Genomic DNA, 21,435 nt, shown 5'->3' with positions numbered 1-21,435 from the left:
CTTTTGCTCGGGAGAAGCATGTCGGGATCCAATTCAGCAATCAGTCGCCGCCGTTTATTGAAAGGTGCGGGTGCTATGTGGCTTTTGAGCGTCAGCCAGGTGGGTCTGGCGGCCGTGAGTCAGGTCGTTGCCGTACGTATCTGGCCTGCGTCCAGCTACACTCGCGTCACGGTAGAATCTAACCGTCTGCTGAAATACAAACAGTTTGCCCTGAGTAATCCTGAGCGTGTGGTTGTGGATATTGAAGACGTTAATTTGAACTCGGTGCTCAAGGGTATTGGTACGCAGATTCGTCCTGACGATCCGTATATTAAGTCGGCGCGCGTTGGCCAGTTTGATCCAAAGACCGTGCGGATGGTGTTCGAGCTGAAACAGAATGTGAAGCCGCAACTTTTTGCGCTGGCTCCGGTGGCAGGCTTTAAAGAACGTCTGGTGATGGATCTCTATCCCGCGAATGCCCAGGACGTTCAGGATCCGCTGCTGGCATTGCTGGAAGATTACAACAAGGGCGATCTGGATAAACAGGTGCCACCTGCACAAAGTGGCCCGCAGCCGGGTAAAGCGGGGCGCGATCGTCCCATTGTCATTATGCTGGATCCAGGCCACGGCGGAGAAGACTCCGGTGCGGTGGGGAAATACAAGACGCGTGAAAAGGATGTGGTGCTGCAGATTGCCCGCCGCCTGCGAGCCCTCATAGAGAAAGAGGGCAACATGAAGGTCTTTATGACACGAAATGAAGATATCTTCATTCCGCTTAAAGTCCGCGTGGCGAAAGCGCAGAAGCAGCGTGCTGACCTGTTTGTCTCTATTCACGCCGATGCCTTTACCAGTCGACAACCCAGCGGTTCGTCGGTGTTTGCGCTCTCGACCAAAGGTGCGACAAGTACCGCCGCGAAATATCTGGCGCAGACCCAGAACGCCTCGGATCTCATTGGTGGCGTCAGTAAGAGCGGTGACCGCTATGTCGACCACACCATGTTCGACATGGTGCAGTCGCTGACCATCGCCGACAGTCTGAAGTTTGGTAAAGCGGTATTGAGTAAGCTTGGCAAAATCAACAATCTGCACAAGAACCAGGTTGAACAGGCCGGGTTTGCGGTACTAAAAGCGCCGGATATCCCGTCTATTCTGGTCGAAACGGCATTTATCAGTAACGTTGAGGAAGAGCGCAAACTCAAAACGGCGACCTTCCAGCAGGAAGTTGCAGAGTCTATTCTGGCAGGGATTAAAGCCTACTTCGCCGATGGGGCGACGCTGGCGAGAAGGGGATAACAAAAAAGCGCTGAAAAGCGCTTTTTTTATGGGCGGCAGAAACAAAAAAACACCCGTTAAGGTGTTTAATGTGTTGGTTGCGGGGGCCGGATTTGAACCGACGACCTTCGGGTTATGAGCCCGACGAGCTACCAGGCTGCTCCACCCCGCGTCACCGTACTGCTTATATTTTATCAAATTTGATTGGTTGCGGGGGCCAGATTTGAACTGACGACCTTCGGGTTATGAGCCCGACGAGCTACCAGGCTGCTCCACCCCGCGTCCGTCTTTTTGCTTCGTATTTCAAACTACATCAGCGTTGGCTTTCCTCGTTCACCTCAGTCACTTACTGGAGTAAGCTCCTAAGGATTCACTGCGTCGCCGCCTTGCTGTGATTCGAACTACTTTGCAAAAATCTTACATCAAATTTTAATTGGTTGCGGGGGCCAGATTTGAACTGACGACCTTCGGGTTATGAGCCCGACGAGCTACCAGGCTGCTCCACCCCGCGTCCGTGGATGCGCACTATACTCTGCTCGCATTTTCATGCAACCCTTTTTTCACCTTGATCACGTTTTTAGGGTGAAAATGAACAAAAACAACGCATTCTGGATTATTTTTTGCTCAAAATTTGCGTTCGGGTATGTATACGCATTTCATTAGGTTCGGGGGTTTGTTATCTTCGTCTCGCATTCAGGCAACATAAGACGAGAACAATGAAAGGACGTTGGGCAAAATATCTTCTGGCGGGAGCTGTAGTCGCGATGCTCGCCGCGTGTTCCTCAAAACCCACCGATCGTGGGCAGCAGTATAAAGACGGGAAATTTACCCAGCCTTTCTCACTGGTGAACCAGCCTGATGCGGTTGGCGCGCCAATCAATGCCGGTGATTTCGCCGAGCAGGTTAATCAAATTCGCAGCGCTTCGCCACGTTTGTACGGCAACCAGAGCGACGTCTACAACGCTATCCAGCAATGGTTACGTGCGGGCGGTGATACGCGCAGTATGCGCCAGTTTGGTATTGATGCCTGGCAAATGGAAGGGGCGGACAACTACGGTAACGTCCAGTTTACCGGTTACTACACACCGGTTATCCAGGCGCGCCATACGCGCCAGGGCGAGTTTCAGTATCCTATCTATCGCATGCCGCCAAAACGTGGGCGCTTACCCTCTCGTGCCGAGATCTACGCGGGCGCGCTAAGCGACAATTATATTCTGGCATACAGCAACTCCCTGATGGATAACTTCATTATGGATGTTCAGGGCAGTGGTTACATCGATTTTGGCGATGGCAGCCCGCTCAACTTCTTTAGCTATGCCGGGAAAAACGGCCACGCCTATCGCAGTATCGGTAAAGTGCTTATCGACCGTGGCGAAGTGAAAAAAGAAGATATGTCGATGCAGGCTATTCGCCACTGGGGTGAAACGCACAGCGAAGCCGAAGTGCGTGAGCTGCTGGAGCAGAACCCATCGTTTGTCTTCTTTAAACCGCAATCTTTTGCTCCGGTGAAAGGGGCCAGCGCGGTGCCGCTGATTGGCCGCGCGTCCGTAGCTTCTGACCGTAGTATCATTCCTGCGGGCACAACGTTACTGGCGGAAGTCCCGTTACTGGACAATAACGGCAAGTTTACCGGCCAGTACGAACTGCGCCTGATGGTGGCGTTAGATGTGGGTGGGGCTATTAAAGGGCAACACTTCGACATCTATCAGGGTATTGGCGCTGACGCCGGACACCGTGCCGGGTGGTATAATCACTACGGTCGCGTATGGGTACTAAAAACAGCGCCGGGTACGGGTAACGTGTTCAGCGGTTAATGGCGGGATGGCACTTCGCTTATCAAGCCTACATTATTGAGTAGGCCTGATAAGGCGTAGCCGACATCAGGCAGTCAGACTGCTCGGTATTAATGAATTTGAGGTTCTATGTCTGTGGTTATTAGCGATGCCTGGCGCCAACGTTTTGGCGGTACGGCACGTCTGTATGGCGAAAATGCGTTGCAGCTGTTTGCCCAATCACACGTTTGCGTTGTTGGGATTGGTGGAGTAGGGTCATGGGCGGCGGAAGCGCTGGCGCGAACCGGTATTGGCGCTATCACACTCATCGATATGGATGATGTGTGCGTCACCAATACAAACCGCCAGATCCATGCGCTGCGTGATAACGTCGGTCTGGCAAAAGCTGAAGTGATGGCGGAGCGTATCCGACAGATTAACCCGGAGTGCCGGGTGAACGTGGTCGATGATTTTGTTACGCCAGATAACGTTGCTGAATATATGAATGCGGGATTTTCGTACGTCATCGATGCGATTGATAGCGTGCGCCCAAAAGCGGCACTGATCGCGTACTGTCGGCGTAACAACATTCCGCTGGTGACCACCGGTGGTGCGGGCGGACAGATCGATCCTACGCAGATTCAGGTCGTTGATTTGGCAAAAACCATCCAGGATCCGCTGGCGGCCAAGCTACGTGAGCGGCTGAAAAGCGATTTTGGCGTGGTGAAAAACAGCAAAGGCAAGCTGGGCGTGGACTGCGTGTTCTCGACCGAAGCGCTGGTTTACCCGCAGGCGGATGGCTCGGTATGTGCGATGAAAGCGACGGCGGAAGGGCCGAAGCGTATGGATTGCGCGTCCGGGTTTGGCGCGGCCACCATGGTGACAGCCACATTTGGCTTTGTTGCTGTCTCCCATGCGCTGAAGAAGATGATGGCGAAGGCCGCGCGTCAGGCCTGATTGTGTCGGATGTCGCTACGCTTATCCGACCTACGGTTCGTGCAGTGTTGTAGGCCGGATAAGACGTATCAGCGTCGTCATCCGGCTTTCTGGGCCGCCTCGAGAATCGCCTCGTTCAGAGCATGTAGTCCCTGGCTACGCGAGGCGCTGAGCTGAGCGCGTAAACCCAGTTCGTCAAATAACGCCATCGGCGCACGCGCCAGTAATTCGGCTGCCGTTTTACCTTCGACCGCGGTGAGTAATACCGCCAACAGCCCGCGTACTATTCGACCTTCGCTGTCGCCGAAGAAATGCAGAGTGCCATTCTCATGAAGAGTATGCCCCAGCCAGACGCGGTTTTCGCAGCCCGCAATTTCTTTGGCCTGCGCCTTTAGCGCATCCGGGAGCGCCGGCAACTGCTTACCCAGCAGAATCAGCTGGCGATATTTATCTTCCCACTGAGTAAGCGGGATAAAGGTATTGCGTAACGTCTCTTCGGTTACGGTTGTGCCAAACGGGTGTCCGGCGAACTGAGGGCTTGTCATTAATCCACCAATATTTCCAGCGCGCGGTCGACGGCTGCGACCAACGCATCCACATCGCTTTGGGTATTATAAGGGGCAAATGAGGCGCGTAGTGTTCCGGATACGCCAAGTTCCGCCAGCAGCGGTTGTGCGCAGTGTTGCCCCGCGCGCAGCGCAATGCCATATTCGGCCAATAGAGTGACCATATCGCTGTGATGAACACCCGCGAAATCAAAGGCTAACAGACTGGAGTCCTGGCAGCGGAAGGAACGAAAGCCAGGGCGTTTCGCCAGGGCATCTTCTGCCAGCGTCGCCAGACCCCGGCTCCAGTTTTCGGCCTGCGCAACGTCGACGTCCGCCAGCCATTCGAGCGCCGCGCTTAGCCCGATAACGCCTGCAACGTTAGGCGTACCGGCTTCCAGCTTCCATGGTGCGGGCTGAGTGGTGAAACCGTCAAAACTGACTTCGCTAATCATCTTACCGCCCCCAAGCCAGGGAGACATGGCTTCCAGCAGTTCCGGCTTACCGTACAGCACGCCAATACCGGTGGGGCCATATAGCTTGTGGCCTGAAAACGCATAGAAATCAATATCCAACTGCTGTACATCGGCAGGGTAATGCACAATCCCCTGGGCACCATCAACCATCACCACCATGCCAGCCGCATGGGCGAGCGTAATGGCGCGGGCCAGATCCGGGCAGCCACCGGTGACGTTCGACATTTGCCCGAGCGCCAGAATGCGGCTGCGCGGGGTGATGAGCTGCGTGAGGATCTCAACGTCTGGCAACAAATGGGGGTTGAGTGGGAGTTTGACGACCTTAGCCCCCGTTTGCTCCGCGACCATCAGCCAGGGAACGAGGTTGGCGTGATGTTCCGCTGCGCTAACGATAATCTCATCACCCGGTTGAAGGCGTGGACGCGCATAGCTTTGGGCAACCATGTTGATCGCTTCCGTTGTGCCGCGGGTCCAGACGATGGTTTTGTCATCCGACGCATTAATCAGGTGTGCGACTTTTTCCCGCGCGGCTTCATAGCGTGCGGTCAGGCGCTGGGCTTCAGCAAACTGGCTGCGATGGACGTTCCCGGCACTCAGGCTATAAAACTGATGGGTAGCTTCAATGACCGCCTGTGGCTTCAGCGCCGTAGCAGCACTGTCGAGATAGACGCCAGCATCGTTGAGTGCGGGAAATTGTGCGCGAAACTGCGCGGGGTTAAAAGCGTTCATGGTATTCCTCAGTTCAGTAAACCGATCGTGGCGCAAAAAGGGCATTGATACAAGGGTTGTGCTAACCATCGGAATACTCTGGATATCCTGGCAAAGCCCGTTCAGTGTCTTATGCTAAATAGCGTTAGGCGAACAATTTTGCCTGTTACGGAGTATGTTTTTAATAGCATAAATCGCTTTAAGGAGAAGAAGATGAAAAAGACTGCCGCCATTATTTCTGCCTGTATGCTGACTTTTGCCCTGAGCGCCTGTTCTGGTTCGAATTACGTGATGCACACCAATGATGGTCGATCAATCGTAGCTGATGGTAAACCACAGACCGATAATGAGACGGGGATGATTTCGTATAAAGACGCTAACGGCAACAAACAGCAGATTAACCGCACTGACGTGAAAGAGATGGTAGAACTGGAGCAATAATAGCCGGTCGGCCATCGACGAAACGTGGACAAAAAAAAGCACCGCAATTTGGCGGTGCTACATTAATCACTATGGACAGACAGGGTAAATGTACAGGAAGTGAAAAAGGGTAGCTTTGCTACCATGGTCTGAATCGCAGACCAATTGCAAACACAACAACACAACATCACAACCGTAAGCCAAAAGCCCACCAGAACACGCATTCCGATAAAACTTTTCGTTCCGGCTTCAGGAAGTGCCGCCACTATAGGTATTTGCTGGTAGAACCTCAACGGACAATTTATAATGGCTCAGATAAAAAAAACTAATAGGTTACAGCCTGTTAGCTAATTGTTAAATTCATTTAACATCAAAGCCTAAAAGTCATGTCAAAACGATTACCACCCTTAAATGCGTTACGTGTTTTTGATGCTGCAGCGCGTCATTTAAGCTTTACTCGCGCAGCAGAAGAGCTTTTTGTGACGCAGGCCGCAGTAAGTCACCAAATCAAGTCACTTGAGGATTTTTTGGGGCTAAAACTGTTTCGTCGACGCAATCGATCTTTGCTGTTAACGGAAGAAGGTCAAAGCTACTTTCTCGACATTAAAGAGATTTTTTCGCAATTAACCGACGCGACGCGTAAACTTCAGGCACGCAGTGCAAAAGGTGCGCTTACCGTTAGTTTATTGCCCAGTTTTGCGATCCAATGGCTGGTGCCCAGACTCTCTAGCTTTAACTCAGCTTATCCGGGAATCGATGTCAGGATCCAGGCGGTGGACCGTCAGGAAGACAAACTGGCTGATGATGTTGATGTGGCGATTTTCTACGGACGCGGTAACTGGCCGGGTCTGCGCGTTGAAAAATTGTACGCAGAATATTTATTGCCGGTCTGCTCTCCGCTGTTGCTTACCGGTGATAAACCGCTAAAGACACCGGACGACCTGGCAAAACACACTTTATTGCATGATGCGTCGCGGCGAGACTGGCAAGCCTATACGCGCCAGCTTGGCCTGAATCATATCAACGTGCAGCAGGGACCTATCTTCAGCCATAGCGCCATGGTGCTACAGGCTGCAATCCATGGACAGGGGATCGCGCTGGCTAACAACGTCATGGCGCAGTCCGAAATTGAAGCCGGACGTCTGGTCTGTCCGTTTAACGATGTTCTGGTCAGCAAAAACGCATTTTATCTGGTTTGTCATGACAGTCAGGCAGAACTGGGTAAAATAGCCGCCTTCCGTCAGTGGATTCTGGCGAAAGCGGCCACGGAACAAGAAAAATTCCGCTTTCGTTATGAACAATAATTTACGTAGGGTATTCAAATGACCAGCCGTTTTATGCTGATTTTTGCCGCCGTAAGTGGCTTTATCTTTGTGGCGTTGGGCGCCTTTGGGGCACATGTTCTGAGCAAAACCCTCGGTGTTGTTGAAATGGGGTGGATTCAGACCGGCCTTGAGTATCAGGCGTTTCATACGCTGGCTATCTTTGGCCTGGCCGTCGCCATGCAACGGCGCATTAGTATTTGGTTTTACTGGAGTAGCGTGTTTCTGGCATTAGGTACAGTGCTGTTTAGCGGCAGCCTGTATTGTCTCGCGCTCTCTCATTTACGCCTGTGGGCGTTTGTTACCCCTGTCGGCGGCTTCAGCTTCCTCGTAGGCTGGGCGCTGATGTTAGTGGGCGCTATTCGATTGAAACGTAAGGGCGTTAGCCATGAATAAGGTTGTATTGTTGTGTCGCCCAGGTTTTGAAAAAGAGTGCGCCGCAGAAATTACGGATAAAGCAGGACGCCGGGAAATCTTCGGTTTTGCCCGCGTGAAAGACAATGCGGGTTACGTCATCTTCGAATGCTATCAGCAGGACGATGCTGAAAAGTTAGTGAAAGAGCTGCCGTTTAGTTCGCTGATTTTTGCTCGTCAAATGTTTGTGGTGGGCGAGCTGCTGCAATACTTACCGCCGGAAGATCGTATTACACCGATCGTTGGCATGTTGCAGGGAGTGGTGGAAAAGGGTGGCGATCTGCGAGTAGAAGTTGCCGACACCAATGAAAGCAAAGAGCTGGTTAAATTTTGCCGTAAATTTACCGTACCGTTGCGTGCAGCGCTGCGCGAAGCGGGCGTACTGGCAAAGTATGAAACGCCAAAGCGTCCGGTGGTTCACGTCTTCTTTATCGCCCCTGGCTGTTGTTATACCGGCTATTCCTGGCCTGACAATAACTCACCGTTTTACATGGGGATTCCGCGTCTGAAGTTTCCAGCCGATGCGCCGAGCCGTTCAACGCTCAAGCTGGAAGAAGCGCTGCACGTGTTTATCCCTGCCGATGAATGGGATGAGCGTCTGGCGAACGGAATGTATGCGGTGGATTTAGGCGCCTGCCCGGGCGGATGGACCTATCAGCTGGTTAAACGCAATATGTGGGTTTACTCCGTGGATAACGGTCCGATGGCGCAAAGCCTGATGGATACCGGGCAGGTCACCTGGCTACGTGAAGACGGATTTAAGTACCGGCCGAATCGCAATAACATTTCGTGGATGGTCTGTGACATGGTGGAGAAGCCGGCGAAGGTTGCCGCGCTGATGGCACAATGGCTGGTCAACGGCTGGTGTCGTGAGACGATCTTCAACCTCAAGCTGCCGATGAAAAAACGCTACGAAGAGGTATCACAGAACCTGGCTTACATTCAGGCCCAGCTTGATGAACATGGTGTAAATGCCCAGATTCAGGCGCGTCAGCTGTATCATGACCGTGAAGAAGTAACCGTTCACGTACGTCGTCTGTGGGCTGCCGTCGGCGGTCGTCGCGACGAGCGATAAGGCTACGACCCAGGCCGGATGGCGGCGTAATCGCCCTATTCGGCCTGGATTGCTTCAATCAGCTGTGTATCTGAAACAATATGCGTCACATCATCCAGATGCCCAATTCTGGCCTCTCCCGAACGATTAAATTTACTTTTATCGATCAGTAATAAAGACTGCGATGCACGCTTAAGCAGAATGGATTTGAAGTCTGCGTTGGTTGCATTTGAGTCCCAGAGCGCACCGTCGCTGTCGATCCCTTCGCAGGAAAAAATAAACAGGTCAATCTCGAGTGGTTTTAGCTGCGAGATAAGCGAGGGATTAACGTAGCAACCGTATTTGCGCTCAAGGCGACCGCCGGAGCTGATAAGCTGAATATGTTCACGTTTAGCCAATTCCTGGCAGATGGGCTGGCTGTTGGTAAAAACGTGAATGTTGATGTCCGGTAACTGTCGCGCAAGATACCAGCAGGTAGAGCTGGCGTCTAAGGCAATCACCATACCTTCTTCGATCCATGCCAACGCTTCACGGGCGATATCCGCTTTGTGCGCATAGTGGCTTTTGAGTCGAATATGAAATGGGTCACCGCTGTCCTGATTTTCCCGGTGAATAACTTTGGCCCGACCGTGGTTGCGTAACACTTTTCCCTGGGTCTGTAACTCGCTGAGATCGCGGCGGATGGTCTCTTTGCTGACGTTAAGCTGCAAAGCCAGGGCTTCGGTTGTCAGGCTTTTGTGGTTAGTAAGCAGATCTACGATTGCCTGCTGGCGCGCCGCTTTCATGTTCTGATCCTCATCTAATGATGAATGCCCGTACCTGACGGGCATTCTGACCAGAGATTACGGCGTTACCCCTTTTTTTAAAAGAATATTCCCGTACTTTGCCCGCTCTCCTGTGATAACGATCGCAAACGCCTTTTGTGCTCGTTCGTAAAAGGCAAAGCGGTCAATACGCGTGATATCCGGGCAGGGGGTCTGTAATGAAAGTGCCTGACGATAGCGAGCCTCAACATCAGGATCGAGAGTGTCGCCTTCAACCGCAGCCATCATCACCAGCGGTGGGGCGTAGCTGTCCAGTTCAAATAGCGGAATAAGCGCCCGCAGTAGATCGCTGACCAGCAGACCGTCAGCGCGGATGACCTGCGGCCCCATGCTGTTGGCCGGGAAGTGGGCATCGGAAAAGATAATCTCATCGCCGTGTCCCATTTCGGCCAGCACTTTCAGTAAGTCGGGGGAAATTAAGGGAGATATCGTTTTAAGCATGTTACTCGACTCCTGTGAGTTCGGATTCGGTTTGCGGATAGAAGTAACGGTACTGATAGCGCACCTGTTCGCGCGCCTGCTCCGGGGAGGTAAATTCCCCGATGCCTGACCAGGCAAACATTGCGGCGCCTGCCACGGTGGTTTCGGCATCATCCAGCACTTTGACAGGGATCCCGAGAACGTTCGCTTTGATTTGGTTCCACAAGATGTTGCGGCTGCCCCCGCCAACTAATAGCAGTTCAGTGGCCTGGAAATGGCCGATTTTTTCCAGCGTTTGCAGATTCCGCTGCAGCTGTTCTGTCAGTCCTTCCAGCGCGGCGCGATAAAAGTGTCCACGGGTAGTATTGAGGGTAACCCCTTGCCAGCCCGCATTCTGACAGGCCAGCAGGTCGCAGTGCATCTTCACCCCTTCGGCACCAGCGGGAATATCCCGAGCTTCATCAATCAACGTTTGCCAGGGCGTGTCCGCGGTCCATAACAGCTTACGAACCCATTCAAGCACACCGGAGGCCAGCCACTGCATACCGGGATTGTTAAGCCCAGCCTGACTATCCAGCTCACAGGTGGAGCCCGCATAATGACTGAGCAGGGAGGTATTTACCTGCGCACTGCGTACCATCAGAATTTCCCATGTGCCGGAAGAGAGTACCGGTTCATCCTGTTGGGCTCCTGCGCCAAATAGCGCAAACTGTGTGTCGTGTCCGGCAGAGATGACTGGAATACCCTCTGGAAGTCCGAGCTGGCTGGCGGCCTCGCGTTGCAGTACCCCAATTTGTTCGCCTGCTTCAACCAGGCGCGGAAACAGGCGACGCGGTATGCCTGTTGCCTGCAAAATGTCCTGGCTGAAATCACGTTGCTGGATATCCAGCATCTGGCTGGTTCCCGCCATGGTGATGTCAGTTGTGAACTCGCCGGTTAAACGTTGGTTGATAAGCGACGAGATAAACAGCCAGGCGTGCGCCTGTTCCAGTAATTGCGGGTGGTTCTCTTTCAGCCACACCAGTTTGTACAGCGTATTGAAGCTAAACGCCCCAACGCCGGAGATTTCCTGCAGTTGCTGCGGTGACATGTAGCGATGGATATTCTCCATTACCGCTGCGGTACGTGGGCATTTCCAGCTGATCACCGGGTACAGTTGTTTGCCGTTCTTATCCACCAGCGCGCCATCCACGCCGAAGGTGGTGACGGCGATCCCGCGAATTTGGCAGGCGGCCAATTGTGAGGAAAGCCGCTGACAGCAGTCGGCAAAGCGCTGCAGAATGGCCTCCAGCGACCATTGGTGCCAGGCACTGTTTTCTGCGGCGATGTCACTGGCGTTCGGGGTCGCTGCGCGGGCGACAATCTTTCCCTGTCGGTCAACGGCAATGGCCCGTACGTTGGTCGCGCCACAGTCGAGAACCAGAATAACCTCTTGTTTCATAATTGCTCCTGGGAGATTACCTATTGCCGGATGGCGGCTTCGCCTTATCCGGCCTACAAAACCGTGTGCTTCGTAGGCCGCGCCGCCATCAGGCAATCGCTCGATGTTTAACGCTTATACAGCGGACCGTAGTTCTGACAAGCGCGGTAATCCTGACCTTCCGTATCCATACCGTGGGCGGCCCAGGAGGAAGGACGATAAATTTTCTCGTCTTCCACGTTGTGCATGCACACCGGGATACGTAGCATGGCGGCCAGAGTGATAAAGTCCGCACCTACGTGACCAATCGTCAGCACCCCGTGGTTAGCGCCCCAGTTAGCCATGACGGAATAGACGTCGCTGAACGGGCCCTTGCCGGTTAAGCGCGGAGCAAACCAGGTGGTTGGCCATGTGGAGTTGGTACGCGCATCAAGCTGGTCGTGCATATCTTTCGGCAATTCCACGCTCCAGCCTTCCGCGATTTGCAGCACCGGTCCCAACCCTTTGATGATGTTGATACGGCTCATGGTGAACGGCACACCGCCTTCAGTCAGGAAGCGAGATGAGTAACCGCCCCCGCGGAAGTATTCGTGAATAGCCGGGCACCATTCGGTTGCCGCCAGGCATTCATCCGCCTCTTTCTGCGAGATTTCCCAGTGTGGTTTCATGGTCGGTTTACCTTCGCTGTCGCGCTGTTTGCAGGAACCGTCCAGTGCCGCAGAACCGGAGTTAATCAAGTGAATGATGCCGTGCTCAGCAAGGCCGGTCAGCGGTTTACCCGTCACGCGTTCAACCGCCTCTGGCGACCAGTAGGTGCGCACATCGGCAAAGACCTGGGCCGTGCCGGTGAGTTGATGGCCGAACAGCATCGCTACGCCGTTCAGGCTGTCGTTTTCGGTTGCGACAACGAACGGTTCACGAACGCCATTCCAGTCAAAGGAACTGTTGAGCAACGCTTCGGCGGTATCGCCATTTGGGTATTGATCGGTCCAGTGACGTTGCCCCTGGAAGCCCGCGGCGATCGCGTTATAGCCCAGGGATTCTTCGACCAGACCTTTGTCTGCCAGCTTTTTGTTACCCTGCATCATGTCGCGAATGCACATAGCCATCAGCAGGCTTTCTTTCAGCACTGCGCGGCTTTGTTCAGCGTTACGCTTATATTGCTGCGCGTTCTGATCTTCGCCGTAGCGGAAGTTTTTGTCCGCCCACGCCAGCGCCATTTCCAGCTCGGTTTCATCATAGATTTTCTGGTCAATGCGACGACGCAGCTCGGTCATATCAACCGCCTGCACCTTCATACCCAGCCAGGATTCAAAGAAGTTATGGTCGACGATAGAACCGGCGATGCCCATTGATACACCACCGACAGACAGGTAGCTTTTCCCTTTCATACTGGCGACCGCTAAGCCGGCACGGGCAAAGCGCAGCAGTTTTTCTTCAACATCGGCAGGGATAGATGTGTCGTCTGCATCCTGTACGTCATGACCATAGATGGAGAAGGCAGGAAGGCCTTTTTGGCTGTGAGCTGCCAGTGCGGCGGCCAGGTAAACCGCCCCCGGACGTTCCGTGCCGTTGAAGCCCCAGATCGCTTTCGGGCGCATCGGATCCATGTCGATGGTTTCACTGCCGTAGCACCAACATGGGGTAACGGTAATCGTCACGCCAACATTCTGGCTGCTGAATTTTTCTTCACAGGCTGCGGATTCCGCCATGCCGGCGATACAGGTATCGGCAATCACACATTCAATTTGTGCGCCGCAGGCATGACGAAGTTTTTCAGTGATAAGCGCTGCGGTAGCTTTAGCCATATTCATGGTTTGCTCTTCGAGCGACTCACGTACACCCATACGACGTCCGTCAATAACCGGGCGAATACCAATTTTTGGTAAGCTGATTTTTTTCATCACAGATTCCTCACGTTATTCGGATAAATATTCAGTTGGCTGCCGTTTGTGAACGGAAGCGGGCAAAAATAAAGATGATGGCGAAGCAAAGCGCCGGGACCAGTTCAGCGGTCGGGATATTGCCAGCGGCATCGCTGACAAAGCCCATCACCGGGGTCACAATGCCGCCGCCAATGATGGTCATGACGATAAAAGACGAGCCATATTTGGTGTCTTGTCCCAGATTTTTGATCCCCAGAGAAAAAATGGTTGGGTACTGAATCGACATAAATGCGCTGCACAACGTCAGGGCCAGCAGGCCGATCTGGCCACCGGTGAAGGCGGAAATCAGGCACAGAATCATGGCAAGCAGGGCATATGCGGCCAGCACTTTATGCGGCGCAAAGCGACTGATAAGCCAGGTGCCGGAGAAACGACCGATAAAGAAGCACACCATGGTGCCGGTCAGGTAGTTGGCGGCGAAACCTGGCGTCATGCCAGGGATCTCTTCGATTGCGTAGCGAATCAGGTAGCTCCAGCAGGCAGTTTGTGCACCGACGTAGCAGAACTGCGCCAGTACCGCCCAGCGCCAGTGACGAATGCGCACCAGGCGGGAAAGGGACGCGGAGAATGAACTCTGAGCGTTATCACTGTGATCGTCACTTTGCAGGGTCGGAAACTTGGTAAACATGATCAGCAGGGCGACCAGCAAAACGACCGCGACGATGATCATATAAGGGGTTTGAACCGATAACACCAGGCTGTGCTTGTAGGCGCTTAGCTGTTCTGGCGCCATCTTATCGAGTACGTCTTGAGATTGATGTGGCACATTAGACAAAATAAGACTTTGCCCAAAAACAACCGCAATAATGGCACCAAATGAGTTAAAAGTTTGCGCGAGATTTAATCGGAAGTGACCGCCGCTTTCCGGGCCCAGTACGGTTACAAAGGGGTTGGCAGCCGTTTCCAGACAACCTAAGCCCGCCGCAATAATAAATAGTCCAATCAGGAATAAGGTGTAATTCATTACCTCAGCCGCTGGCCAGAATAATGCTGCACCGATGGCATATAAGAATAATCCGGTAATAATGCCTGCTTTATAACTTAGTTTTTTCATCAGGATCCCGGCTGGGATTGGAATGACGAAATAACCAAAATAAAAAGCAGATTGAATCAGACCAGCCTGAAAGTTTGTTAATGTAAAAGCTTGCTGAAATTGTGGTAATAAAATGTCATTAAGATTATTGGCAACCGCCCAAAGAAAAAACAGTGAACAGAGTAACGCAAAGGGAATGACATAATTTTTTGTCTGCCCCCGCTCTACCGCATGAAAACTTTGTGTTTGTATTGATGTGTTTCCCATAGCATCCTCATCAGTTCATAAGCATGTTCAACGGCTTAAGAGTACGATTGGTGATTTTCACCAACCTGCTAATCCAGGTGAGTTCCGGTAACCTGCCAGATAAAATTGGCCTTCATGAATGAACTCATGAATTCATTTTCAAATAAAAACCGGCCATTAATATGATGGTGGTCACATTTATGCTCAGGGTGTGGGTTTATGTGATTATCATCACTTTAATTTCTTTAAAACAATGACCGTTTGAGAAAAATAAATTAAAAAGCCACAGGGATAATGCCCGAATTAATTAGTTAAGTGGAAAACGGGCAATGGTAACAATTCATTCGCAAATGACCGTTTTACAATGGTTTTATTAAGAACGGACATTTTGCAATTGTAATATTATGCCTGCATGTTTTTATTCAGCGTTATTAGTTGATGAACATCACAAAATCCAGTGCTAAAAATTCCCTTCTCTTTATTCAGCATGATGATAGTTAGCAAATACCCGCTTAAATCAACAGAGCGTCGAGGTATTAGCAATGTTCTGTTGTCGCATTTTGACTCACTGAGAGAGGTAAGTAATGGAACGAAATACGCTGGCACGGCAGATTATCAATACCTGCCTGGAAATGACCCGTCTGGGGTTGAATCAGGGGACTGCGGGTAATGTAAGTGTGCGTTACCAGGACGGGATGTTAATTACCCCGACGGGTATTCCGTATGACAAACTCACCGAATCCCACATAGTGTACATCAACGCTGAGGGGCAGCACGAAGAAGGGAAATTACCTTCCAGCGAGTGGCGGTTCCATATGGCCGCTTATCAGACGCGTCCCGATGCTCAGGCGGTGGTCCATAATCATGCCGTGCATTGTACTGCTGTTTCTATTCTCAATCGGCCAATCCCGGCAATCCATTACATGATTGCGGCGGCTGGCGGTAACTCAATTCCCTGTGCGCCATATGCGACGTTTGGTACGCGTGAGCTTTCCGAGCACGTTGCGGTAGCGCTGAAAAACCGAAAAGCAACGCTGTTGCAGCATCATGGGCTGATCGCCTGCGAGGAAAATCTGGAAAAAGCCCTGTGGTTAGCGCATGAAGTGGAAGTGCTGGCGCAGCTTTATCTCAGCACGCTGGCGATTACCGATCCGGTTCCGGTACTGGACGATGAGGCTATCGCTATTGTGCTGGAAAAATTCAAAACATATGGATTGCGTATTGAGGAATAGGAGATAAAACGATGGCGAACAGAATGATTCTGAACGAAACGGCATGGTTTGGCCGGGGAGCTGTTGGCGCATTAACCGATGAAGTTATTCGTCGTGGTTATCGCAAAGCATTGATTGTGACTGATAAAAATCTGGTGCAGTGCGGCATTGTTGAGAAGGTGACTTCCCGAATGGATGCTGCAGGTCTGGCATGGGAAATCTATTCAGGCGTTATTCCTAATCCAACCATTGCGGTAGTGCAGGAAGGATTGAGTGTCTTTCAGCAAAGCAGCGCAGACTATCTGGTCGCCATTGGCGGTGGCTCCCCGCAGGATACCTGTAAAGCGATTGGCATTATTAACAATAACCCGGAGTTTGCGGATGTACGCAGCCTTGAAGGGTTATCGCCGACACGCTTCCCGAGCGTGCCAGTTATGGCTATACCAACCACTGCGGGAACGGCGGCGGAAGTGACCATTAACTACGTGATCACTGACGAAGAGAATCGGCGTAAGTTTGTTTGTGTCGATCCACATGACATCCCGCAGGTGGCGTTCATTGATGCTGACATGATGGACGGCATGCCTGCTGCATTAAAAGCGGCTACTGGCGTAGATGCACTGACTCATGCCATTGAAGGCTACATCACGCGGGCTGCGTGGGCGCTTACCGATGCGCTGCACATTAAAGCCATCGAAATTATTGCCGGGTCATTACGCGGTTCCGTTGTGGGCGACAGCCAGGCGGGGGAAGCGATGGCTCTGGGCCAGTACGTTGCCGGGATGGGTTTCTCCAACGTAGGTCTGGGATTAGTGCATGGCATGGCACACCCGTTAGGCGCGTTCTACAACACGCCGCACGGCGTCGCGAATGCCATTTTGCTGCCGCACGTGATGCACTATAACGCCGAATTCACCGGGGAAAAATTCCGCGATATCGCCCGGGTAATGGGGGTTAAGGTTGAAGGACTGACGCTGGCAGAGGCACGCAAAGCGGCGGTGGATGCCGTCTTCGCCCTTAATCGCGATGTAGGTATCCCACTGCATCTACGCGATGTTGGCGTCCGTAAAGAGGATATTCCTGCGCTGGCGCAAGCCGCATTTGACGATGTTTGTACCGGGGGAAATCCGCGTGAAGCGAGCCTTGGGGATATCGTTGAGCTGTACCATACCGCCTGGTAATCACCTGGCGTTTATCTGGCCTACAGGGTTGTACAATAAGTAGGCCGGATAAGCGCAGCGCCATCCGGAAATAAGGCTACCGCGCCAGCCGTAGTTGCCGTAGGTTTCCGTCGATATGTAAGTCTGTTTGCAGCCGCGCGATATCGCGGCACAAAAACGCCATCTCCCGATGTTCTTCGAGTTTCTTGCGCCATTTCTCCGGTACATCATCCAGGTGTTCATACAGCGCTTCCAGCGTTGGAAACTGTGCCAGCAGTTGTGTGGCACTTTTAGGACCAATACCGGCAACCCCCGGTATTTTAGAACTGCTGATCCCGGCCAGTCCCCAGTAATCAGGCAACTGTTGCGGCAGTACGCCGAACTCTTTCTCGATAAACGGCGCATCCAGCCAGCGTTTCTGGAAATAATCGCGAATCCGCAGCGTTGGGGAGAGTAGCTGACAGTAGCCTTTATCGGTTGAGACGATAGTCGCCTGGTGTCCCGCCTGGCTAACTTTCACCGCCAGAGTGGCGGCTAAATCATCGGCTTCATTCCCGCTGGATACCCAGCAGCAGACGCCGCGCTGTTCAAAAGCGGCGCGTAAGGCGGGCATTTCCTGGTGTAAATCGTCAGGCATCGGCGGGCGACCGGCTTTGTAGTCAGGTAACCGTTGGTGACGCCAGCCGCTGTTACGCGCTTCGTCATCAAATACCGCCACGGCGTGCGTGGGCTGACTGTGCACAATCAGCTGATCGAGCGCGTGCTGGCATGTCTCCACGCAGGGGGAGCCCTGTACGGCGTGAATACGGCGGATGAGATTCAGTGCATCAACAATGAGCAGGTGGACGGCCACGGTGTTCTCCCTAACAAATTAGTCTGTAGGGTAACATTCACGACGAGTGGAGACGAGCATTGCGAAAGAGCGCTATCCGTAAGCCTGATAAGCGAAGCGCCATCAGGCAATAAAAGCCGGATGCGGCGAGCGCCTTATCCGGCCTACAGATACGAAAATGTGCTGAGAATTAATCGCAGGTGACAATCTTCATCGCCAGACCACCACGAGAGGTTTCGCGGTATTTGGCGTTCATGTCTTTACCGGTTTCGTACATGGTCTCGATAACTTTATCGAGGCACACGCGTGGTTCACTGGTACGGCGCAGCGCCATACGTGCAGCGTTCACCGCTTTAACCGAAGCAATGGCATTACGCTCAATGCACGGTACCTGAACCTGGCCGGCAACCGGGTCGCAGGTCAGACCCAGGTTGTGTTCCATACCGATTTCTGCCGCGATGCACACCTGCATTGGGCTACCACCCAGCAGTTCAGCCAGACCAGCCGCTGCCATGGAGCAGGCGACGCCAACTTCACCCTGACAACCGACTTCGGCACCAGAGATAGAGGCGTTCATCTTGTACAGTGAACCAATGGCGCTCGCGACCAGCATGTAGCGTGCCAGCGAGTTAGCGTTCACTTCACGGATAAACTTGTCGTAATACGCCAGTACGGCAGGAACAATCCCGCATGCACCGTTGGTTGGTGCAGTCACCACGCGTCCACCGGCTGCGTTTTCTTCGTTCACGGCCAGCGCGAACATGTTGATCCAGTCAACAACCGCCATCGGGTCGGTGGTGGTTTTGTCGCTGCTGACCAGCATGCGACGCAGCGCAGCAGCACGACGCGGAACGCGCAGTTTGCCCGGCAATACACCTTCGGTAGTGATGCCTCGTTCAATCCCGCTACGCATCACTTCCCAGACGTTAGCAAAGTGCTGTTCCAGCTCTTCTTTGCTGTGCAGCGCCAGTTCGTTTTGCATCATCAGACCGGAAAGCGACAGGCCGGTTTCCTGGCAATGACGTTGCAAATCAGCTGCGGATTTATACGGATATGGCACGTTTACCGGAGAGTTGTTCGGTAAACCAAAATGTTCTTCATCAACGATGAACCCACCGCCAATGGAATAGTAAGTCTGGCTGTAAATAGCCTTTTCGCCCGCCAGTGCGGTAATGCGCATCCCGTTTTCGTGCAGGGACAGATTGTCCGCATGGAAATTCATGCACTTGTCGACCGGGAACTCGACCTCATGTTGACCGTCTGCCAGCAGCAAACGCCCATGAGTATTCACATCCTGGATAAAGGACGGAATGGCATCAATGTCTACGGTATCCGGCAGATTACCCGCCAGGCCCATAATTATCGCGATGTCGGTATGGTGACCTTTCCCCGTCAGAGATAAAGAGCCATAGACATCAACCACTACGCGGGTTACGTCAGTGAGAATTCCGCGTGCAATCAGGTCATCCGTGAATTGTTTGCCTGCTTTCATCGGGCCAACAGTGTGGGAGCTGGAAGGGCCAATGCCGATTTTGAAAATATCGAATACGCTAATCATGAGGCGTCCATTGTGTATCGAGGTGCGCCGCCCCGAGGAGCGGCGCAGGGGAATTAACTGAACAGAGAGTAGAAAATAGCGGAGATAGCGATCAGGCCCATAATCACAACGAAGACGTTGCTGATATGGCCGCTGTACTTACGCATTGCCGGTACTTTCTGAATGGCATACATCGGCATCAGGAACAGAATCATCGCGATGATTGGGCCACCCAGGGTCTCAATCATGCCGAGGATGCTTGGGTTCAGCGTCGCCACAATCCAGGTGGTTACCAGCATGAACAGCGCAGTGATTTTGTTCAGTTTGTTGATTTCGATGGATTTGCCTTTGCCACGCAGAGACTTAATCACCATACCATTGAAGCCTTCACGTGCACCCAGGTAGTGGCCCAGGAAGGATTTGGTGATAGCGATAATCGCGATGATCGGTGCCATCCAGGCAATAATCGGCGCGTTAAAGTGGTTCGCCAGGTAAGACAGAATCGAGATGTTCTGCTCTTTCGCTGCTGCCAGGTCTGCCGGAGTCAGGCTGAACACGCAGCTGAAGACGAAGAACATAACGGTCAGTACCATCATGATGTGAGCGAATGCCAGAATCTTGGAGCATTTTTTCTCTGCTTCATCACCGTACTCTTCACGCTTCGCCACGGCGAAGGAGGAGATGATCGGGGAGTGGTTGAAGGAGAACACCATTACCGGAATTGCCAGCCACAGGGTCAACAGCAGGCCGTTGCCGGTGGTTGCCGCAGAGTCAAAAGACATGGTTTCCAGAATCGCACCGCTCCACTGAGGGATCAGGTACAGCGCCAGCAGCATCAGAGCCGCAACGAACGGGAATACCAGGATGCTCATCGCCTTAACGATCATCTGCTCACCGAAGCGCACGATGGTCATCATGCCGACAATCAGGATCAGTGACAGGATTGCGCGCGGCGGCGGCGTAATCGCCAGCTGGTGGGTCAGGAAGCTTTCAACCGTGTTGGTGATTGCTACGCTGTAAACCAACAGAATCGGGTAGATAGCGAAGAAGTAGAGCAGGGTAATCAGTTTACCTGCACCAACACCAAAGTGTTCTTCTACAACTTCGGTGATGTCTTCACCCGGATTTTTACCGGACAGCACAAAGCGAGTCAGACCGCGGTGTGCAAAGAAGGTCATTGGGAAGGCAAGGATCGCCATGATGATCAGCGGGATCATACCGCCTACGCCTGCGTTAATCGGCAGGAACAATACACCCGCCCCAATCGCCGTGCCGTAAAGGCCCAGCATCCACATGGTGTCTGTTTTGCGCCATGCGCTGCGGGTCTGGCCCGTAACGATAGTGCTGGTTTGAGTGTTTTCCATCTATTTCTCCTGGAGGAAGCTTAAAAAGTCGGGTTTGGGGTCAATCCAATGAGAAAGTACCCGACTGTAAATCGAAATTCGTTGAGCGATTTTTATATAATTTTTCGCCGTAATAATTTTCGGGCGGAAAGATACATTTTAGTAATGAATGTATCAGTGATCGGGATCCCAAATGCAATAATCCACCTTTTATGTGGATAAATTTGGGCCATTAATCTGTTAAAAAATAGTCAAAGCGAATTTACGGGCGCGAAGGCTAACATTAACGACATATCTCATGAAAGCGAAGGCGCGAAGATAGGCGTGTTCAGCTGTAAAAACTGTTGTTTTTAGATGATTTCGGCGACTAATAATAATTTTCTAAGATAAATCACGGTTGGTTTTTCAAGGTAATCGTTTGCGTGACGCGCTGTTTTTAATGAATCATCACTGGTATTTATATGATTGTCGGGGCTATGTGACTGGTATCACTAAAAAAAGCCGGGAGGCAAGTGCGCCAAACCCGGCTTTGATATGGACAAAACTGTCACCGCTATAGCGCTGC

General features: G+C 52.5%; 19 protein-coding genes and 3 tRNA genes. 9 read left to right on the top strand and 13 right to left on the bottom strand.

Annotated features, from left to right (window positions below; genetic code table 11):
• Window positions 1-18: 18 nt before the first annotated feature.
• On the top strand, window positions 19-1,272 hold the full coding sequence (gene amiC / locus OGY17_RS07150) for an N-acetylmuramoyl-L-alanine amidase AmiC (protein WP_048215635.1): 1,254 nt from the start codon (window positions 19-21) through the stop codon (window positions 1,270-1,272).
• A gap of 74 nt (window positions 1,273-1,346) precedes the next feature.
• Here amiC and OGY17_RS07145 read toward each other — a convergent pair.
• The 3 genes from OGY17_RS07145 to OGY17_RS07135 form a co-directional block, all read right to left on the bottom strand.
• Window positions 1,347-1,423: transfer RNA gene (locus tag OGY17_RS07145), tRNA-Met, on the bottom strand.
• A gap of 33 nt (window positions 1,424-1,456) precedes the next feature.
• Window positions 1,457-1,533: transfer RNA gene (locus tag OGY17_RS07140), tRNA-Met, on the bottom strand.
• 152 nt (window positions 1,534-1,685) lie between these two features.
• Window positions 1,686-1,762, bottom strand: a tRNA-Met gene (locus OGY17_RS07135).
• Window positions 1,763-1,967: 205 nt separating this feature from the next.
• On the opposite strand from OGY17_RS07135, the gene mltA reads away from it, so the two are divergent.
• Together mltA and tcdA are read left to right on the top strand one after the other, a co-directional pair.
• Window positions 1,968-3,065: a murein transglycosylase A gene (gene mltA, locus OGY17_RS07130; RefSeq protein WP_103284770.1), complete on the top strand. Its 1,098-nt coding sequence runs from the start codon at window positions 1,968-1,970 to the stop codon at window positions 3,063-3,065.
• Between the two features lie 108 nt (window positions 3,066-3,173).
• Window positions 3,174-3,980, top strand: a complete 807-nt coding sequence (gene tcdA, locus OGY17_RS07125; protein WP_286606748.1) for a tRNA cyclic N6-threonylcarbamoyladenosine(37) synthase TcdA — start codon at window positions 3,174-3,176, stop codon at window positions 3,978-3,980.
• A 77-nt stretch (window positions 3,981-4,057) separates the two neighbouring features.
• Here the strand turns inward: tcdA and csdE are convergent, their stop codons facing one another.
• Both csdE and csdA read right to left on the bottom strand, forming a co-directional pair.
• Window positions 4,058-4,504 carry a cysteine desulfurase sulfur acceptor subunit CsdE gene (csdE, locus tag OGY17_RS07120; protein ID WP_057067295.1) on the bottom strand — a complete coding sequence of 149 codons (447 nt, stop codon included), beginning with the start codon at window positions 4,502-4,504 and terminating at the stop codon, window positions 4,058-4,060.
• Window positions 4,504-5,709, bottom strand: a complete 1,206-nt coding sequence (csdA, locus tag OGY17_RS07115; RefSeq protein WP_153752329.1) for a cysteine desulfurase CsdA — start codon at window positions 5,707-5,709, stop codon at window positions 4,504-4,506. Before csdA ends, csdE begins: the two co-directional genes overlap by 1 nt.
• A gap of 192 nt (window positions 5,710-5,901) precedes the next feature.
• On the opposite strand from csdA, the gene OGY17_RS07110 reads away from it, so the two are divergent.
• The 4 genes from OGY17_RS07110 (at window position 5,902) to rlmM (ending at window position 8,919) form a co-directional block, all read left to right on the top strand.
• Window positions 5,902-6,129, top strand: coding sequence for a YgdI/YgdR family lipoprotein (locus tag OGY17_RS07110; RefSeq protein ID WP_003825635.1), 228 nt, complete (start codon window positions 5,902-5,904; stop codon window positions 6,127-6,129).
• Window positions 6,130-6,494: 365 nt separating this feature from the next.
• Window positions 6,495-7,412 (top strand): glycine cleavage system transcriptional regulator GcvA, encoded by a 918-nt coding sequence (gene gcvA, locus OGY17_RS07105; protein ID WP_003034035.1) that lies wholly within the window; start codon window positions 6,495-6,497, stop codon window positions 7,410-7,412.
• Window positions 7,413-7,430: 18 nt separating this feature from the next.
• Window positions 7,431-7,826 (top strand): DUF423 domain-containing protein, encoded by a 396-nt coding sequence (locus tag OGY17_RS07100; RefSeq protein ID WP_003034037.1) that lies wholly within the window; start codon window positions 7,431-7,433, stop codon window positions 7,824-7,826.
• A complete protein-coding gene (gene rlmM / locus OGY17_RS07095; RefSeq protein ID WP_003034040.1) occupies window positions 7,819-8,919 on the top strand; it encodes a 23S rRNA (cytidine(2498)-2'-O)-methyltransferase RlmM in 1,101 nt (366 codons plus the stop codon). Before OGY17_RS07100 ends, rlmM begins: the two co-directional genes overlap by 8 nt.
• Before the next feature lie 35 nt (window positions 8,920-8,954).
• On the opposite strand, the gene fucR is transcribed toward rlmM, so the two are convergent.
• The 5 genes from fucR to fucP form a co-directional block, all read right to left on the bottom strand.
• A complete protein-coding gene (gene fucR, locus OGY17_RS07090) occupies window positions 8,955-9,683 on the bottom strand; it encodes an L-fucose operon activator (protein WP_003825642.1) in 729 nt (242 codons plus the stop codon).
• 57 nt (window positions 9,684-9,740) lie between these two features.
• On the bottom strand, window positions 9,741-10,163 hold the full coding sequence (fucU, locus tag OGY17_RS07085; protein WP_048225364.1) for an L-fucose mutarotase: 423 nt from the start codon (window positions 10,161-10,163) through the stop codon (window positions 9,741-9,743).
• Window position 10,164: 1 nt separating this feature from the next.
• Window positions 10,165-11,583: an L-fuculokinase gene (gene fucK, locus OGY17_RS07080; protein WP_008785697.1), complete on the bottom strand. Its 1,419-nt coding sequence runs from the start codon at window positions 11,581-11,583 to the stop codon at window positions 10,165-10,167.
• 107 nt (window positions 11,584-11,690) lie between these two features.
• On the bottom strand, window positions 11,691-13,466 hold the full coding sequence (fucI, locus tag OGY17_RS07075; protein ID WP_003825648.1) for an L-fucose isomerase: 1,776 nt from the start codon (window positions 13,464-13,466) through the stop codon (window positions 11,691-11,693).
• 31 nt (window positions 13,467-13,497) lie between these two features.
• Entirely contained in the window at window positions 13,498-14,808 is a 1,311-nt protein-coding gene (fucP, locus tag OGY17_RS07070; protein ID WP_008785696.1) for an L-fucose:H+ symporter permease, read from the bottom strand.
• Window positions 14,809-15,371: 563 nt separating this feature from the next.
• Between fucP and fucA the strand changes: the two genes are divergently transcribed.
• Both fucA and fucO read left to right on the top strand, forming a co-directional pair.
• The gene (gene fucA / locus OGY17_RS07065) at window positions 15,372-16,019 is read left to right on the top strand and encodes an L-fuculose-phosphate aldolase (RefSeq protein ID WP_003825656.1); all 648 of its coding nucleotides are present in this window, start codon (window positions 15,372-15,374) and stop codon (window positions 16,017-16,019) included.
• Between the two features lie 11 nt (window positions 16,020-16,030).
• Complete coding sequence (fucO, locus tag OGY17_RS07060) at window positions 16,031-17,179, top strand: lactaldehyde reductase (RefSeq protein ID WP_241176773.1); 1,149 nt, start codon at window positions 16,031-16,033, stop codon at window positions 17,177-17,179.
• Between the two features lie 76 nt (window positions 17,180-17,255).
• Here the strand turns inward: fucO and xni are convergent, their stop codons facing one another.
• From xni to OGY17_RS07045, 3 genes are all read right to left on the bottom strand, one after another.
• Window positions 17,256-18,011 (bottom strand): flap endonuclease Xni, encoded by a 756-nt coding sequence (gene xni, locus OGY17_RS07055; protein WP_213752691.1) that lies wholly within the window; start codon window positions 18,009-18,011, stop codon window positions 17,256-17,258.
• Between the two features lie 169 nt (window positions 18,012-18,180).
• Window positions 18,181-19,548 carry an L-serine ammonia-lyase gene (locus OGY17_RS07050; RefSeq protein WP_003034070.1) on the bottom strand — a complete coding sequence of 456 codons (1,368 nt, stop codon included), beginning with the start codon at window positions 19,546-19,548 and terminating at the stop codon, window positions 18,181-18,183.
• 53 nt (window positions 19,549-19,601) lie between these two features.
• Entirely contained in the window at window positions 19,602-20,891 is a 1,290-nt protein-coding gene (locus OGY17_RS07045; protein ID WP_003034073.1) for an HAAAP family serine/threonine permease, read from the bottom strand.
• Window positions 20,892-21,435: the final 544 nt, after the last annotated feature.

It is taken from the genome of Citrobacter sp. Cpo126, from assembly GCF_030332445.1.
Classification (GTDB): domain Bacteria; phylum Pseudomonadota; class Gammaproteobacteria; order Enterobacterales; family Enterobacteriaceae; genus Citrobacter; species Citrobacter portucalensis.
Note: the sequence above shows the minus strand (reverse complement) of the source record. Positions and strands in the feature narration are given on the sequence as shown.